Source organism: Streptomyces sp. NPDC058877 (assembly GCF_042742855.1).
Classification (GTDB): domain Bacteria; phylum Actinomycetota; class Actinomycetes; order Streptomycetales; family Streptomycetaceae; genus Streptomyces.
This window is the reverse complement of the sequence record NZ_JBHYMF010000029.1, coordinates 1-15,542: the sequence shown is the minus strand read 5'-3', so window position 1 is coordinate 15,542 and position 15,542 is coordinate 1. Positions and strand designations below refer to the sequence as shown.

8 protein-coding genes and 1 pseudogene are annotated in these 15,542 nt (G+C 73.1%); 4 read left to right on the top strand and 5 right to left on the bottom strand.

The annotated features are described in order from the left end of the window. Position 1: 1 nt before the first annotated feature. The gene (locus ACFW2Y_RS09825) at positions 2-1,336 is read left to right on the top strand and encodes a glutamate-1-semialdehyde 2,1-aminomutase (RefSeq protein WP_384876001.1); all 1,335 of its coding nucleotides are present in this window, start codon (positions 2-4) and stop codon (positions 1,334-1,336) included. 13 nt (positions 1,337-1,349) lie between these two features. On the opposite strand, the gene ACFW2Y_RS09820 is transcribed toward ACFW2Y_RS09825, so the two are convergent. Together ACFW2Y_RS09820 and ACFW2Y_RS09815 are read right to left on the bottom strand one after the other, a co-directional pair. Further along, on the bottom strand, positions 1,350-2,030 hold the full coding sequence (locus ACFW2Y_RS09820) for a phosphatase PAP2 family protein (protein ID WP_384876063.1): 681 nt from the start codon (positions 2,028-2,030) through the stop codon (positions 1,350-1,352). A 382-nt stretch (positions 2,031-2,412) separates the two neighbouring features. Next, a complete protein-coding gene (locus ACFW2Y_RS09815) occupies positions 2,413-3,495 on the bottom strand; it encodes a DUF3103 family protein (protein WP_384875999.1) in 1,083 nt (360 codons plus the stop codon). Positions 3,496-4,005: 510 nt separating this feature from the next. On the opposite strand from ACFW2Y_RS09815, the gene ACFW2Y_RS09810 reads away from it, so the two are divergent. The 3 genes from ACFW2Y_RS09810 (at position 4,006) to ACFW2Y_RS09800 (ending at position 9,982) form a co-directional block, all read left to right on the top strand. Next, positions 4,006-4,980, top strand: a complete 975-nt coding sequence (locus ACFW2Y_RS09810; protein WP_384875997.1) for a hypothetical protein — start codon at positions 4,006-4,008, stop codon at positions 4,978-4,980. A gap of 76 nt (positions 4,981-5,056) precedes the next feature. Further along, on the top strand, positions 5,057-6,919 hold the full coding sequence (locus ACFW2Y_RS09805; protein WP_384875995.1) for an HSP90 family protein: 1,863 nt from the start codon (positions 5,057-5,059) through the stop codon (positions 6,917-6,919). Further along, positions 6,920-9,982 carry a hypothetical protein gene (locus tag ACFW2Y_RS09800; protein ID WP_384875993.1) on the top strand — a complete coding sequence of 1,021 codons (3,063 nt, stop codon included), beginning with the start codon at positions 6,920-6,922 and terminating at the stop codon, positions 9,980-9,982. Between the two features lie 171 nt (positions 9,983-10,153). On the opposite strand, the gene ACFW2Y_RS09795 is transcribed toward ACFW2Y_RS09800, so the two are convergent. From ACFW2Y_RS09795 to ACFW2Y_RS09785, 3 genes and pseudogenes are all read right to left on the bottom strand, one after another. Then, positions 10,154-12,220, bottom strand: coding sequence for a SpoIIE family protein phosphatase (locus tag ACFW2Y_RS09795; RefSeq protein WP_384875991.1), 2,067 nt, complete (start codon positions 12,218-12,220; stop codon positions 10,154-10,156). A gap of 290 nt (positions 12,221-12,510) precedes the next feature. Then, positions 12,511-14,559 (bottom strand): SpoIIE family protein phosphatase, encoded by a 2,049-nt coding sequence (locus ACFW2Y_RS09790; protein WP_384875989.1) that lies wholly within the window; start codon positions 14,557-14,559, stop codon positions 12,511-12,513. A gap of 827 nt (positions 14,560-15,386) precedes the next feature. Next, positions 15,387-15,542 (bottom strand): annotated as a pseudogene (locus tag ACFW2Y_RS09785) (IS30 family transposase); the annotation flags it as partial.

The window sequence follows — 15,542 nt, the reverse complement described above, 5'->3', positions numbered from 1 at the left end:
CATGGACACCGAAGACACCACGGAGCTCCTGCTGCCCCGGTCGCGGGCGGCGAACGAGCGGTTGCACGCCCTGGTCCCGGGGGGCGCGCACACCTACGCCAAGGGCGACGACCAGTACCCCGAGGCCCTGGCCCCGGTCATCAGCCACGGCCGCGGCGCCCACGTGTGGGACGTCGACGGCAACCGGTACGTCGAGTACGGCTCCGGTCTGCGGTCGGTCAGTCTCGGCCACGCCCACCCGCGCGTGACCGAGGCGGTGCGACGCGAACTCGACCGGGGCAGCAACTTCGTCCGGCCCTCCATCGTGGAGGTCGAGGCGGCGGAGCTCTTCCTGGCCACGGTGCCGACCGCGGAGATGGTGAAGTTCGCGAAGAACGGCTCGGACGCCACCACCGCAGCGGTGCGACTCGCCCGCGCCGCCACCGGGCGTCCGCGGGTCGCCCTCTGCGCCGACCACCCGTTCTTCTCGGTCGACGACTGGTTCATCGGCACCACGCCGATGTCCGCCGGCATTCCGGCGGCGACCGACGAGCTCACCGTGACGTTTCCCTACGGGGACCTGGCCGCCACGGAGGAGTTGCTCCGCCGCCACCGGGACGAGATCGCCTGTCTGATCCTGGAACCCGCCACCCACACCGATCCCCCGGCCGGTTATCTGGCCGGCCTGCGCGAACTGGCCGACCGGCACGGCTGCGTCCTGGTCTTCGACGAGATGATCACTGGCTTCCGTTGGTCCGAGGCGGGCGCCCAGGGCTTGTACGGCGTCGTCCCCGACCTCTCCACGTTCGGCAAGGCACTGGGCAACGGGTTCGCCGTCTCCGCGCTGGCCGGGCGCCGGGAGCTGATGGAGCGGGGCGGGCTGCGCCACTCCGACGAGCGGGTGTTCCTGCTGTCCACCACCCACGGTGCGGAGACCCACTCGCTGGCAGCCGCGATGGCCGTGCTCACCACCTACGTCGAAGAGGGCGTCACCGCGCGGCTGCACGCCCTCGGCGAGCGGTTGGCCGCCGGCGTCCGCGAGGCGGCGGCCGGCATGGGCGTCGGCGACCACCTCGTCCTGCGGGGACGGGCCAGCAACCTGGTCTTCGCCACCCTCGACGAGAACCGGCAGCCGTCCCAGCAGTACCGCACGCTGTTCCTGCGCCGCCTGCTCGCGGGCGGGGTGCTGGCCCCTTCCTTCGTGGTGAGCAGCGCCCTCAGCGAGGCCGACGTCGACCACACCGTCGACGTGGTGGCCCAGGCCTGTGCGGTGTACCGGAAGGCGCTGGACGCCTCCGACCCGACGCCCTGGATGGGCGGGCGACCGGTGAAGCCCGTGTTCCGCCGCTTGGCGTGACAGCGGGGCGACGTCAACCGCGCTCCTGCCGAACGGGTTCGGCCGTGCGGTCGACCGCGCGGTCGGCCGTGCGGTCGACCAGCCATGCGGTCACCGGCACCACCGCCAGCGCGGTGCACCCTCCGCCGAGCACGTCGGTCGGGTAGTGCGCGCCGAGGAGGACCTGCGCCCAGCCCATGGTGGCGCCGGCGAGCAGCGCCGGGGCGAGTACGAGTACCGTGCCGGCCGGCCTCCCGGGGGCGAGCCGGCCGGTCATGAGGAGCGCGGTCACCAGGGCGAGCGCGGTGAGGAAGGCGGTGTGTCCACTGGGGTAGGACAGGTGCTCGCCGTGGATGGTGCGTCCCACCAGGGGTTTCAGCAGCGTCGTCGTCGCCACGGCCGCGGCGGGGCCGGCCGCGACGAGCGCTGCTGCCCGGGGGCGCCGTAACGAGAGGCACCCCGCCACGACGACCGCGACCAGCACCGCCGCCCCCAGGGGCTCCCCCAAGAAGTCCACGGCCCGGGCGGCATGGCGCCAACGGGGCCCGGCGTCTTCGACCGCCGCCCAGATCCGTGCGTCGACCGGGGCGGGCCCGCTGTCTCCGGCGTACAGGATCCCGAGGACGCCGACCACCAGCGCGGCGAGCACGGCTGTCCCGCCGAGCGGCGCGCGGAGCGACGGGGGCAGCACCGCGCGCACCCGCCGGTCGGGCAGGCGCCCGCCCCGTCCGGTACGGGGTGGGCCGGCGAGGGTGGGCGACACGGCCTTCGCGTCCTGCTGTTGCCCGCTCGCCGCCACCGATTCCCCCGTCGTGTCCGGCACGACCCTCCGGGACCGTCAGCACATGTGGTCCCGGAGCCGCCTGCTGCCCGTCCGTACGGGCCGGGGCACCGGATGCCCCTGGCCCTTGGACGAGCCTAGCCAACGGGTCGGCACGCCGCCGAGGATCCCGGAAGGTCCGTGGGTCCGCGCCCCGTGCCTCCCGGCGCCGGACCGTCGCTCCGGGCCGGGGCGGCAGGGCGACGGAACCGCCGCGGCGGGGTGCCGCGACGGCTCGTCCCGCGGGCTTCGGCCCGGGTCCACCCGGTGGCTTCGTTCAGAACTGCTCGACGAAGTAGGGCTCCACGGTCATCGAACCGTTCCCCCGGGCTCCTCGACGAACCCCGTTGTCGGCGCGGGCCAGCGTGTACCAGGAGTCGACGTAGTCGTCGTCGTCCGTCCACCAGCTGTCGGGCATGGCGTCCAGGACGGCGCTCACCAACGGGATGTAGGCGCCCTGGTCGGTCACCGTCAGGAGGACCGCCGCGATCGCCTTCGCCAGATCGCGGTAGTTGGTGCCGTCGTCGTCCTCCATCATCACGGCGTCGGCCAGGTTGTACTTGTACAGCGACCAGTTCACCAGCACCTGGTTGGGGTGGTACGTGACGCCGTCATCGTCGAGGTAGGGCATGTCGACCGGGTCGACCCGCACCTTCCCGTCCTGGCCGAAGCCGGTGACGAGGGTGTAGATCTCGGCGTCGCCCTTGGTCCAGGGCTCCTCGTCGTCGGAGAGGCGGACCGAAGTGATGCGGGTGGTCCAGAACCCCGAAGCAGCCGCGGCCGACGGCGCGGACGTGAGCGGAGACACGGTGGTCGGTGCCGATCCGGTTTCCGTCGCGGAGGTCAGTCCGTAGCGGCCGAGTTGTTCCTTGAGCACGTCGATCCCGGCGGACAGGGCCTTCGCACCGTCGATGTCGACGACGTAGACGGGGCGGCGGGGCGGCGTGCGGGCATCGAGCAGGTGGACGGCACCACGGCTGTCGTAGGCCCTGACGGTGCGGGCCTCGTCGTCGGAGGCGACCACGGCGACCCACGGGACGACGCCCTCGGTCAGTGCCGTGCGCATGGCGTCCGTTCCGAGCCGGAGCGTCAGCAGCGGGCCCACCCCCTCGTCGAGGCCCTTGGCCTCGGCGATGCGGCGATCGGCCTCGGCCAGTCGGGGCTGCAGCCGCTTGTGGGCGGTGCCGGCGAGCTCGGCCACCGGGACCTCTCCCGAGGCGAGGACCGCGCGGCGCACGTGCGACCGCCAGGTGGTGTCGGCGAGCGAGCCGGCGAGGTCGCGTGCTGCCAGGTCTTCCGCCGCGGCCACTTCGGAGGCGTGGGTCGGGGGCGGGGCGGCGACTGCCGGGGCACTGTTCACGACCTGACCGCCCGACAGGGTCAGGACTAACGCGAGGAGGGAGACGATGACGCCACGGCGTCCTGGGGGGTGGTGTCTCACGCGACTCGGCCCTTCTGGGATGTGGGGACACGGGACTTCGACGGGGTGGGATCGAGCGGTGCGCCCGCACCCCGTGGACACCGGGGCGTATGGGTGTCCGTGGCAAGCATCGCCTCGCGGGGCATCCCACACAAGACGAGTACATGACAAATCCTTGAAGTCCGTCGCCCCGCTCCTCGCCGCCCGCACTCCGCCGCCACCCGCGACCGACGGAAGGGGTGCGGGTGGCGGCCCGGCCCGGCCCGGCCGCGGGGCGTCCGGGAGGCCGCCGGCGGGGAATCGGAGGGCGGGGCCCCTCGGGACCACGAGGCCACACGACCAGGTCGCATAAACAGATGTGCGATCGTCGGTCACGCGTGATAGTCACTACACCCACGGGATGCAGTGATCATCGGCCATCCCGTCCGAAACGCGGCAAGGGGTGGGGACATGGCGTTGCTCCGTGACTGGGGGCCTGCGCTGGAGAAGTGGACGACGAAGGTCGTCCCGCGTGTGGACAAGGACCAGGGGGATCCCGCGGCGAGACGCATCCGCGCAGCCGCGAAGGCCGCGGACTGGGGCACCGTGCGGACCGAGCTCGAAGCGAGGACCGAGAGCGAGGACCGCACGGGACTGCTGTGGGCCGTGGGCGATACCGCCGGGGTGGAACGGTGGATCGTCGGGGTCCTGGAGGCGGAGCCGGAATCTCCGCTCCCCCGCCTGGTCGCCGGGATCCGCTACATCAGCTGGGGCTGGGAAGCGCGCACCGGCGCCTTCGCCAAGGACGTCTCCCGCGAACAGTTCGAGCTGTTCCACTCCCGGCTCGCCTCCGCGGAGAAGTGGCTGTACGAGGTGGCCGAGCGCGAGCCCGGCTGGATCTCGCCCTGGTACGCCCTGCAGATCACCGGCCGGGGCCTCCAGGTCGAACCGGACGTCGCACGCCGCCGCTTCGAGGCGACCGTGCGCCGCGCCCCGCACCACCTGGGAGCACACCAGCAACGGCTGCAGCACCTGTGCGCGAAGTGGAGCGGCTCGCACGAGCAGATGCACGCCTTCGCCCGCGAGTCCGCCTTCGGCGCACCCGCCGGTACGCTGCTCGGCCAGCTCGTCGCCACGGCGCATCTGGAGCACTGGCTCTCCCTCGGTTCCGAAGAGGACTTCGGCTACATGCGGAGCCAGGCGGTGCGCGCCTCCCTGCACGAGGCGGCCGACCACTCCATCCGCCATCCGGACTTCGTCCGGGGCCCCGGCTGGATCCAGGTCTACAACACCTTCGCCATGGCCTTCTCACTGGCCGACGAGGACCGCTCCGCGCAGGAGTGCTTCCGGGCGGTCGGGGGGCGGGTCACCGAGTTCCCCTGGTACTACCTCAACGGTGCCGATCCGGCAAAGGCCTTCCGGCAGCTCCGCTCCTCCTCGGCCTGATCGGCCGATCGCGACCACCCCGTTCACACCCCGCACGCGCCGTTCGGCGCGGACACGCACCGAAGGACTGCGCCCGGTGTCCCCTTCCGAGACCTCACACACCTTCCAGGTCGACCTGCGCGGCCTGGTCGACCTGCTCTCCCACCACCTCTACTCCAGCCCCCGCGTGTACCTGCGCGAACTGCTGCAGAACGCCGTCGACGCCATCACCGCCCGGCAGGCGCTGGAGCCGGGCGCGGCCGGGACGATCACCGTGCGCACCGGGGAGACCCTCACCGTCACGGACACCGGCATCGGGCTGACCGAAGCCGACGTCCACCGGTTCCTCGCCACCATCGGGCGGAGCTCCAAGCGGACCGCCGGGGGCACCCTGGACGGTGCGGGACTCGACGCCGCACGCGGGGAGTTCATCGGCCAGTTCGGCATCGGCCTGCTCGCCTGTTTCGTCGTCGCCGACGAGATCACCGTGCTGAGCCGGTCCGCCGCCGACCCCGCCGCACCCACCGTCGAGTGGCGGGGCCACTCCGACGGCCGCTACACCATCCGTACCCTGCCCTCCGCCACGCTGCCCGAGCCGGGCACCACCGTGCGGCTCGTGCCGCGCGTCGACAACGCCGAGTGGACCGAACCGGATCGGGTCATCGCCCTCGCCCGACACTACGGCGGTCTCCTGCGGCACGAGGTCACCGTCGTCGATCCGCGCGGCGAGAGCCACCGGGTCAACGAAGCGCCGCCGTGGGAGCGGACCCACCGCTCTCCCCTGGCCCGGCGCGAAGCGCTCACCGCATACTGCCGCGAGGTCTTCGACTTCACCCCGCTCGACGCCGTCGAGCTGAACCTGCCGGCGGCGGGCCTCCGGGGTGTCGCCTACGTCCTTCCCACCGCGGTGAGCCCGGCCCAGCGCGCCGGGCACCGCGTCCACCTCAAGGGCATGCTGCTCACCGACCAGGCTCCCGAACTGCTCCCCGAGTGGGCCTTCTTCGTGCGCTGCGTCGTCGACACCACGAGCCTGCGGCCGACCGCCTCCCGGGAGTCGCTGTACGAGGACGGCACCCTGTCCGCCGTACGGGACGCCCTGGGCGACCGGATCCGGGACTGGCTGACCGGCCTCGCCGCCAGCGATCCGGCCCTGCTGCACCGCTTCATCGACACCCACCACCTCGCGGTCAAGGCACTCGCCCGCTACGACGACGAGCTGCTGCGCATCGTGCTGCCCTGGCTGCCGTTCGAGACGACCGACGGCAACGTCACCCTGGAAGAGTTCGCGCGGAACCACCCCGCGCTCCTCGTGACGCGCAGCGTCGAGGAGTTCCGCCAGGTCGCGCCGATCGCCTCGGCCGCCGGACTGGGCGTCGTCAACGGCGGCTACACCTACGACCGCGACCTCGTTCACCGGCTGCCCGAAATCCGCCCGGGCACCTCCGTCACCGATCTCGATCCGAGCACCGTGACCGCCCACCTCGACGCCGTCGACCCGGGCGCCGAGCTGCGTGCTGCCGCGTTCCTGGCCGTCGCCCGCGAGACGATCGGGGCCCACGACTGTGACGTCGTGCTCCGGGACTTCCAGCCGGTCACCGCCCCCGCGCTGCTGCTCGACAACCGCGAGGCGCGCCACGAGCGCACCCGATCGAACCTCGCGGCCGAGAGCGACGGGCTGTGGGCCGACATCCTCGGTTCCCTGCGCGACGAGACCCCGCGCGCCCAGCTCGTCCTCAACCACCTCAACCCCTTGGTCCGGCAGGCCCTCACCATCGGTGAACGCGGCCTCGCCGTCACCACCGCCGAGGCGCTCTACGGGCAGGCGCTGTTGCTCAGCCGCCGGCCGTTGCGCGCGAGCGAGAGCGCCCTGCTCAACCGGGCCTTCATCGGCCTGCTGACCCACGCCATGCACCACCCCGGCACGGCGGCCCCCGGATCCGAGTCCCCGAAGGAACTGTAGATGCTGGACACCCCCGAGGCCGTGGTCGAGGCGCTCCGCGAGAACCACGAGCGCCCCCACGGTCTGGCACGCACCGTCACCGCCGAGGAACTCGTCGAGGCCGCGGAGGCCTTCGAGAAGTCCGACGTGCTCGTCACGGCCCTGCTGGAACTGATGACCTCGTACGAGTTCACCGGCGAGCACCGCAAGTCGCCGGTGGTCTTCGCCCGTCTGCTGAAGCTGTGGGACGACTCCCCCGACTCCTTCAGCCCGTGGGAGGCCCACCAGGTCTTCTGGCGCTTCAAGTGGGTGACGACCTCCCTGCTGCAGGTGCCGGACGTTCCGTTGGCGACCGTGCGGGGCTGGATCGACCGGATGCGTTCCCGCTACGAGGAGGCGGACCACGGTCCGCAGCCCGTCGCCGCCATGTCCTACCACCTCGCGCACCACACCGGAGCGGGCGTCGCCGACGCCTACGACCTCTGGGCGACCCGGCCCCGCACGGACCTCAGCGACTGCGAGGCCTGCGAGACCCGGCACCACGCCCGGCACCAGGTGGACGGCGGCAATGACGCGGCGGCCCTGGACGCTTGGCGGCCGGTCCTCGAAGGGGACCAGCACTGCAGCGAGGAACCCCAGATGAGCCAGGCCTTCGCCCTGCTCCCGCTGTTGCGTTCCGGCCGCACGGACGAGGCCCGTTCCCACCACCTCGCCGGCTACCGCAAGGTGCGGGGAAACCCGGGCATGCAGGACGAGGTGGGCCTGCACCTGGAGTTCTGCGCGCTCTCCCGCAACGAGGGCCGGGGCCTGGAAATCCTCGCGGAGAACCGTTCCCTCTTCGAGGCGACCGGTGCTCCGCTCTCCCACCTCGGCTTCCTCGTCGGCGTCGAAGTGCTCCTCGCCCACCTCGTCGAGAACGGCCACGGGGACACCCCGGTGGCAGGACCGTCCGGTCGCCAGTGGACGGCCGACGCGCTCCTCACCCACGTCCGCTCCGAGGCCGACCCGCTCGCCGCCGCCTTCGACGCGCGCAACGGCACGGACGCCGTCGGTGGGGACCGCAGGGCACGGCTTGCGCGGCGCCCCCTGCTCGACGAGCCGTTGCCCCTCGGTCTGCGCACCTCCGCCACGACGCGCACCGTCGCATCGGCATCAGCGTCCTCGTCCTCGTCCTCGACGACCGCCACTGCCGCCGCCGCCCGGATCGAAGTGCCCGAGGACTTCGCCGCACTCGTGCGGGAAGCCCGCCGGATGGCGCTGAGCGGCCACCCCGGCGACGCCCGGCTCTGGACCCGGATCGCCGAGCGCCTCGCCGACGGCACCGCTCCGCACGACGGGGCCTCCGGCCCCGAGGACCTCCTCCGGGCCGAGCTCGCCGAGCACCGCGCACAACAGTTCTCCTTGGACGACCGCCATGCGGAGAGCACCGCCGAGGCCACTGCGGCCGTCGAACTCTACGAGCGGCTCCAGATGCCCTGGCACGCGCTCTCGGGCAGGGCCCGCACCCTCGCCTGGGCCTTGCTCCCGCGCGGCGCGGAAAGCGAGCGGCCGGACCGGGCCGCGGTCCGGGCAGGACTGGACGAGGCCCTGCTGGCAGCGGAGAAGCTGCAGGCCGAGGCCCCCTTCGAGGGCGCTGCCCTCGGGGACGGGGAAGCGGCTCTCGGAGACGACCTGCGCACCGAGCGCACCCTGGCGTACCTCTCCGTCCTCTACTCCGACGCCTTCGCGACCTACCGGGACGTGATCGGCGCGCTGAGCGCGGACGGGCAAGGGACCGAGGAGGCGGGCGCGCCGGCGGCGGCCGACCAGGGCTCCGGAGCGGCGGACGTCGAGCGCCTCACGGAGCGGTTCGAGGCGAGTGCCGCACGGCTGCACACCGAGGCGGAGCGCCTCGGGTTCCCGCACCACATCGCCAACGCCCGGCAGTTCCGCGCGGACGTGGCGGGACGTCTCGGCGACGTGGCCGGTGCCGAGCGGGAGCTCCGTGCGGCCCTCCGGGACGTCGAGGCTGCCGAACGGCCCTGGCGCCGGCCGCGCCCGAGCGCGTTCCTCGCGCAGATCCTGCTGTCCAAGGGGGAAGCCGAGGAAGCCGTGGAACTGCTCCACGGAGCGATCGCCGATGCCGTCGCGCACGACGACGCCTCCTTCGCACTCGCCCCGACGTACCTCCTCCTCGGCCATGCCTCCGTGCACCTCGGGGACCCGGGCGGCGCGGTCCGCCACCTCTCCGAGGCGGCGGCGCGGTTCGACCAGGACGGGGAAGCCGCCGAGGCGACGGACGCGCGGCTCCAGTTGGCCGACGTGCTCGCCCGCTCCGGGCAACAGGCCGATGCCGTCGCCGTCCTGGAGTCCGTCCTCGCCGATGGGGCCCTGCCGGACGTGGACCAGCGGATGCTGGCCCAGGCCCGTCTGACCCTCGGACGCGGCCTGCGTGAACTGGAGGAGTACCTCCCTGCCGCCGAGCAGTTGCTGCGCCTCGCGGACACCGTGGCGAGCTGGCCGGAGGAAGAGCACGCGGTGCTCACCCTGGTGGCGGCGGAGGCGGCGACCACCCTGGCCATGGCCGACCGCTGGGACGCGGCGGAGACCGCGTACGAGCGGGCCGTCGCCTCCCACGCCCAGTCGCCGAACACGGCGATCATCGCCCTGATGATGCGCGAGTTCGCACGGCTCACCCTCGCCACGCGGGGGGCCGACGGGGTCGACGCGGCCCTGGACCACCTGGCCCGCGCCGAGGCGGCCCTGGCCGCCCCGCCGGAGGACGGGGACGACTTCACGGCCTGGTACGAACGCGGCGAGATCCACTACCGGCGCGCCCTCGTCCTGGCGGAAGCCGGTCGCTTCGACGAGGCCATGGCCCAGGCGGAGGCGGCGATCGCCGCGCACGAAGAGGGCGGCGAGCACGGCGAGGTTCCGCGTGCCGAGGCCGTCCGCATCGCAGCACTGATCGAGGGCAACGGCCTGGAGCGACGGCAGGAGGCCGTCGTCCGGCTGAACAGGGCAGCGGCCCGTTGCCGCACGGCAGGTCTTGAGGGGGCGGCCCGCGTCCTCGAAGCGCTGCGGCAGGAGTTCCTCTCGCGCTGAGGCCCGGAGGGGACGGCGCCCCGAGACCGGCCGTCTGGTCCGCCGTCCGGTCCGCCGTCCCCTCCGCTTCCCCGGGCGCCCGCGGTCCGCTCCGGGAGCCGTGCGCCGACGGCGGGTGACCGGAGCGGACGCACGGACGCGCGGCCGGTGGTGCACCGCGGTCGCGCGGTGTCACCGGGCGGGCGGGAGGCGGGTGGCGAGCACCGCGATGTCGTCGTCGGCGGAGGTCGGCACCAGATGGGTGAGGAGGGCGTCGCACAGCCGGTCCAGGGAAGAGCTGGGCTGCCCGAGGAGATCGGTGAGCTCGGTGAGGCGGTCGTCGATGTCGCTGCCCCGGGCTTCGACGAGCCCATCGGTGTACAGCAACAGGGTGCTGCCCGGTTCGAAGGTGGCCTCGGTGGTGGTGAAGGGCGCGCCGCCGACGCCGAGCGGCAGGCCGGCGGGCAGGTCGAGGAGGCGGGCGGTGCCGTCGGGTTCCACCAGTGCCGGGGGCGGGTGGCCGGCCCGGGTGATGCGGCAGTGGCCGCTCGCGGGATCCAGGACGGCATAGCAGAAGGTGGCGAGCATCGGCTCGGCCAAGTCGTCCAGCGCGGACTCCAACTGGTGCAGGAGGGCCTCGGGTTCGAGGTCCAGGCGGGCCAGGGCGCGCACGCTCGCGGACAGGCGCCCCATGACGGCGGCGGCAGCGGTGCCGTGTCCCATGACGTCGCCGATGGCGAGACCGGCCTTGCCGTCGGCGAGGCGTATGACGTCGTACCAGTCGCCGCCGACTTCGTTGACGTCGCTGGCGGGCAGGTAGCGGTGGACGACCTCCAAACCGGGCGGCGGGGTGATGTGTTGGGGCAGCATGCTGCGCTGCAGGATCAGGGCGGTGTCGTGTTCGCGGTGGTACAGGCGCGCGTTGTCCACGCAGATCGCGGCGCGCGCGGCGAGCTCGCCGGCCAGTGCGAGGTCGTCGTCGGTGAACGGACCGAGCGGTCGGCTGCGGTAGAAGCTGGCCAGGCCCAGAACCACGCCGCGGGCCAGCAACGGCACCATCATGAAGGAGTGCACTCCCAGGCCCAGGAGCGTGGCGGGGGCCGTGGAGTGGCGGGCGGCGGGCGCGACGGCTTGCGCATCGAGGCGGGCGATGAGGAAGGGCCGCCGATCGGCCAGGGCCTGGGCGTAGGGGGCGGCGGCGGGGAAGGTGAGCGTACGGCCGAGGGGGGCCAGGACCTCAGTGACGGCGGAGCCGGTCAGCGGCGCCTTGCCCAGACGGCGCAGGGCGTTGCCGCCGATCAGTCCCGGGCCGGGCTCGCCACTGGCGGCGAGGCTGTCCAGGACGTCGACGGTGACGGCATCGGCCAGATCGGGCACGGCCGCATCGGCGAGCTCCTGGGCGGTGCGCTCCAGGTCCAAGCTCGTGCCGATCTTGAACGTGGCCTCGTTGATCAGGGCGAGACGACGCCGGCCGGTTTCGGCCTCGAGTTCGGCCTGTTGCTGCGCGGTGATGTCGATCAGGGTGGCGGTCAGGCCGATCGGCCGGTCGTCGGGGTCCTCCAGGCGCACGTACGAGCACGACCAGACGTGATCGTGGTCGGGGTCGGCGGGGGTTCGGCCGATGCGGCGGAAGTCCAGGACCGGTTCGCCGCGTTCCAGCACCCGCCTCATCGCGGCCTCCATGTCCGCGGCGTTCACTCCGGGCAGGACCTCGACCAGGCGGCGGCCGATGTGCGCCGCCTCGGACAGGCCGTTCATGGCCTCCAGCGCCGGGTTGACGCGCAGGAACCGCAGCTGGGTGTCCAGGACTCCGATGCCGACGGGTGATCGGGCGAACAGTCCGTCCCACACGGCGGAGGAACCACGGATCGCCCGGGCCTCGTGGGCGTCGGCGGCGAAGACCAGCACCGTGGTGCCGCCACGGGTCCGTGCGGGGACCGGTGTCGCCCAGATCTCCAGTTCGAGGGGCCGCCCGTCGTGGTGCCAGGCGGTCACGGTGCCCGTGACGCCACGGCCGGTGACCGCGCGCTCCCACAGCGAGCGGCCCAGGCTGCGGTCCGCCCCGGGGTGCAGCAGCTCCGCGATGTGCCGCCCGACCACGTCGCGGGAGGCGTAGCCGAGCAGTTCCTGCGCGGTGCGGTCCCAGCGAACGATCATTCCGGCGCTGTCGGTGGCCACGGCAGCCACTGACAGCGCACCGAGCCAGCCGCCCGCATCCCGCGCGGCGCCGCTGGTCACTTCGGCCGCCGTCTCGTCCATCACCACGCTCACCGTCGCCCCGGTTCTGCTTCCAGTATCGGCACACCCGCCCGGCGACGCCTGCGCACTCCGCCGGTTCCGAGCGCCGCGCAGTGATCCGTTCCGGTCGTTCGGGGTCCAACACGTGCCGGCTCGTGGAGGGCCGCCGCCGGGAACGCCGTGTGGTGGTCGCCCGGGCTGCTTCCCTGGGCGTCTTCCGGGGGCGCCTTCCGGGGGCGCCTTCCGGGGGCGCCTTCCGAGCGCTCGTCGGGCCCGCTCGCCGCAATGTCGGGCGGTGGCGGCTGCCGCGGTCACCGGAGGGGCCGGAGCAGCAGCAGGGCGATGTCGTCGTGGTTCCGGGCGGGGTGTTCGGCGTGGCGGAGGAGGCTCTGGGCGAGGCGGTCGAGGTCGTGGACCCGGGTTCGTGCGAGGTGGCGGACGAAGGAACGGGTGGTGTCGTCGATGTCCTTGCCGGGCACTTCCACGAGCCCGTCGGTGTACAGGACCAGTACGGCGCCGGGCGGAAGGGGGATTTCGATGGTCTGGTAGTCGGCGTTGGGATCGATGCCCAGCAGAAGTCCGGGGGGCGGGCTCAGGACTTCGGTGCGTCCGTCGGGGTGGCGGAGCAGGGGCGGGGGGTGTCCGGCGGTGGCGAGGCGGGCGCGGTGGCGGGCGAGGTCGAGTTGGGCGATCAGGCAGCTGGTGAACAGCCCGGTGTCGAGGTCGGCGAGGAGGCGATTGGTGCGGGCGAGGAGGTTTCCGGGGGAGGTGCCGGCGGTGGCGTGGGCGTGGACGGCGGTGCGGACCTGTCCCATCAGGGCTGCGGCGGCGGTGTTGTGGCCTTGGACGTCTCCGATCGCTGCCGTGGTGGCGGTGGGGATGTGGATGAGGTCGTAGAAGTCACCGCCGATGTCCATGCCGTGGCCTGCGGACCGGTAGCAAGCGGCGGCGTCCAGGCCTGCGATGCGGGGCAGTGCCGGGGGAAGCAAGCTGGTCTGGAGGGTGCGGGCGACGGTGTGCTGGGCGTCGTAGAGGCGGGCGCGGTCCAGGGCTTGGGCGATCAGTCCGGCGAGGGAGGTGAGGAGGGCGCGTTCGGCCGGAGGGAAGGAGCGGGGCCGGTCGTAGGAGAGGGAGAGGGATCCGATGCGGCGGCCGGAGGCGGTCAGGGGGAGGAAGGCCCAGGAACTCCTGTCGTCGTAGCGGGGTGCGCCGGGGTGGGCGCGCTGGAAGTCGGCGGAGTCGGAGAAGAAGACGGGGGCGCCGATCTCCCGTGCGCGCGCCGTCGGGGTGCGGGCGGCCAAGGGCGTGCCGTCGAAACGGTTGATGAGCTCGGCACTGTGGCCGCGGTGGCCGATGACGTGCAGACGGCCCTCCTCGGCGACCGCGAGGGCCAGGCCCTGGGGGCCGAAGGCGGGCACGATGTGGTCGGCGGCGACGTCGGCCACGTCGTGGACGGTAGCGGCTTCGGCGAGGGCAGCCGCCAGGTGCGTGAGGTGGTACAGCCCCAAAACACCGACTGCTTCCTCGGCCGGCGGAGCCTCCACGGTGTCCGTCTGCTGTGATGCGGACGTGATCTGGATGCTGACGCCGCTGCCATCGGGATGGAGCCGGAAGAGCAGGGGTCCGTCCGGGGGACGCGTTGCGGTGAAGGAGGTCGGTCGACGGGTGATCACTGCGGCTCGATAGCCTTCTTCGACGGCTGGCACGCGCAGCCACGGCAGCGCTTCCCACAGCAGACGGCCCGTGAGCGAGGCGGCATCGCTGCCCAGCAGATCGGCACCCGCGGAGTTGATGAAGGTGAGCCGGCCTTCCAGGTCCAGCGCACAGCAGCCCGTGGGCAGGCGTTCGGCGAAGCCGAGCGCGGCCACGGCCCGGGCGGGGTCGGCGCCCTCGAACGATGTCGGAAGGTAACGGGGCTCCTCGGGGGGCAACAGTGGCTCGCCCCGGTCGGCGGCCTGCGCCAGAACGAGTGCCGTCCGCCGGCAGTACGCGCTGACGGCCTCGTGCCGGTACGGGGTCGGATGCGGAGTGGATCCGACCGGCCACAGCAGGGCGATGCCTCCCCGCACCGGGGTACCGCTGACGAAGGGGCACGCGGCAAGCGCGAAGTCGTACGGCAGGACGAGGCCCAGCTGCGGGTAGCGACGGGCCACCTCCTCCTGGCTGTCCAGCCAGATCGGACGCCGTTGGCGCATGGCGTCCGTGACCGGCGTCGCCGCATCCAACGAAGCGCGGTACCACGGCGCGGCGATCTGCCGGGACACTCCGGAGAGCAGCGCCAGCCACAGCCGCCGGTCCTCGGGCTGCAGCAGGTAGAGCAGGCCGGCCGAAGCACCGGTCTCGTGCATCACGTCGGCCATGAGGGCTTCCAGCCGTTCCGCACCGGGGCCGGTTCCCGGGCCTGAGGGGGACGGTCGCACGGTCGCTACCCTGCCCTCGGTGCGACCGCAGCGGCCGGGCGGGCCAGACCGGGGCGACCGTCCGCCGCCCTCGCGCCGACGCGCGGACCCGCCCAGCGCGACGCCCGGCCGGTGCCCGTCGGCCGTCCCGTCGGCTCTGCCGGCCGGGCGTGCCGCTCGGCCGGTTTGCGCACGCACGCCGCTCCGGCGTTCGCCCGTGGCCCGAGCGGTGCCCGCCCCGGCAACGGCAGCCCCGGTGGCGTGACGACCCGTGCCCCGGTGGTCACCGTCCTGTCGTCCTCAGCCGGGCGCTGCCGGGCCACAGGCGCTTCCCGGCAGCGGTGGGCATGCCGCGCCGCCTCCCCGTACGCGCTCGGACGGCACTCGCGACGGCGTGCCGGCGACTGCGCATGCGGGGAGTGCACGAAATCACCCATGAGTCGACCATATTCCTTAGGTGCTGCTGATGGTCCTCGTGCATCCGGTGTGCACCCCGGCAGGAGCGGCCGTCCGCCGCCACCTCGGCACCGTCCGGGACCCGCGGTACGGGCAACGAGGCGGCGCGGACTCCCGCTCCGTCCGAAGGCGACCTCACACGGGCCTCTCCTCACGACCGCTGCCCGACCCGGCCGGCCCGGGCCGGCGAAACCACTGCGCCGCTCCGCGAGCCACGGTACTGAGGGACGACCGACTCCGCAGGCCGCCGCCCACGACCGGAGCGAGCAGCCCGAACACCGAACACGTCCGTGAGCTGCGATTTCGAGACGATGGAAGATCACTGCCCGGACTCAACCGGTCGTCGCAACACCGTGGGCCTGAATCGATAGTAGGTGCTCGTTGAGGGCTTCGGCTGGTGTCTTCCAGCCGAGGGTCTTACGGGGCCTGCTGTTGAGCGCGAGAGCCACCGCCTGAAGCTCGTCGGGATCCCACCGCGACAGGTCGGT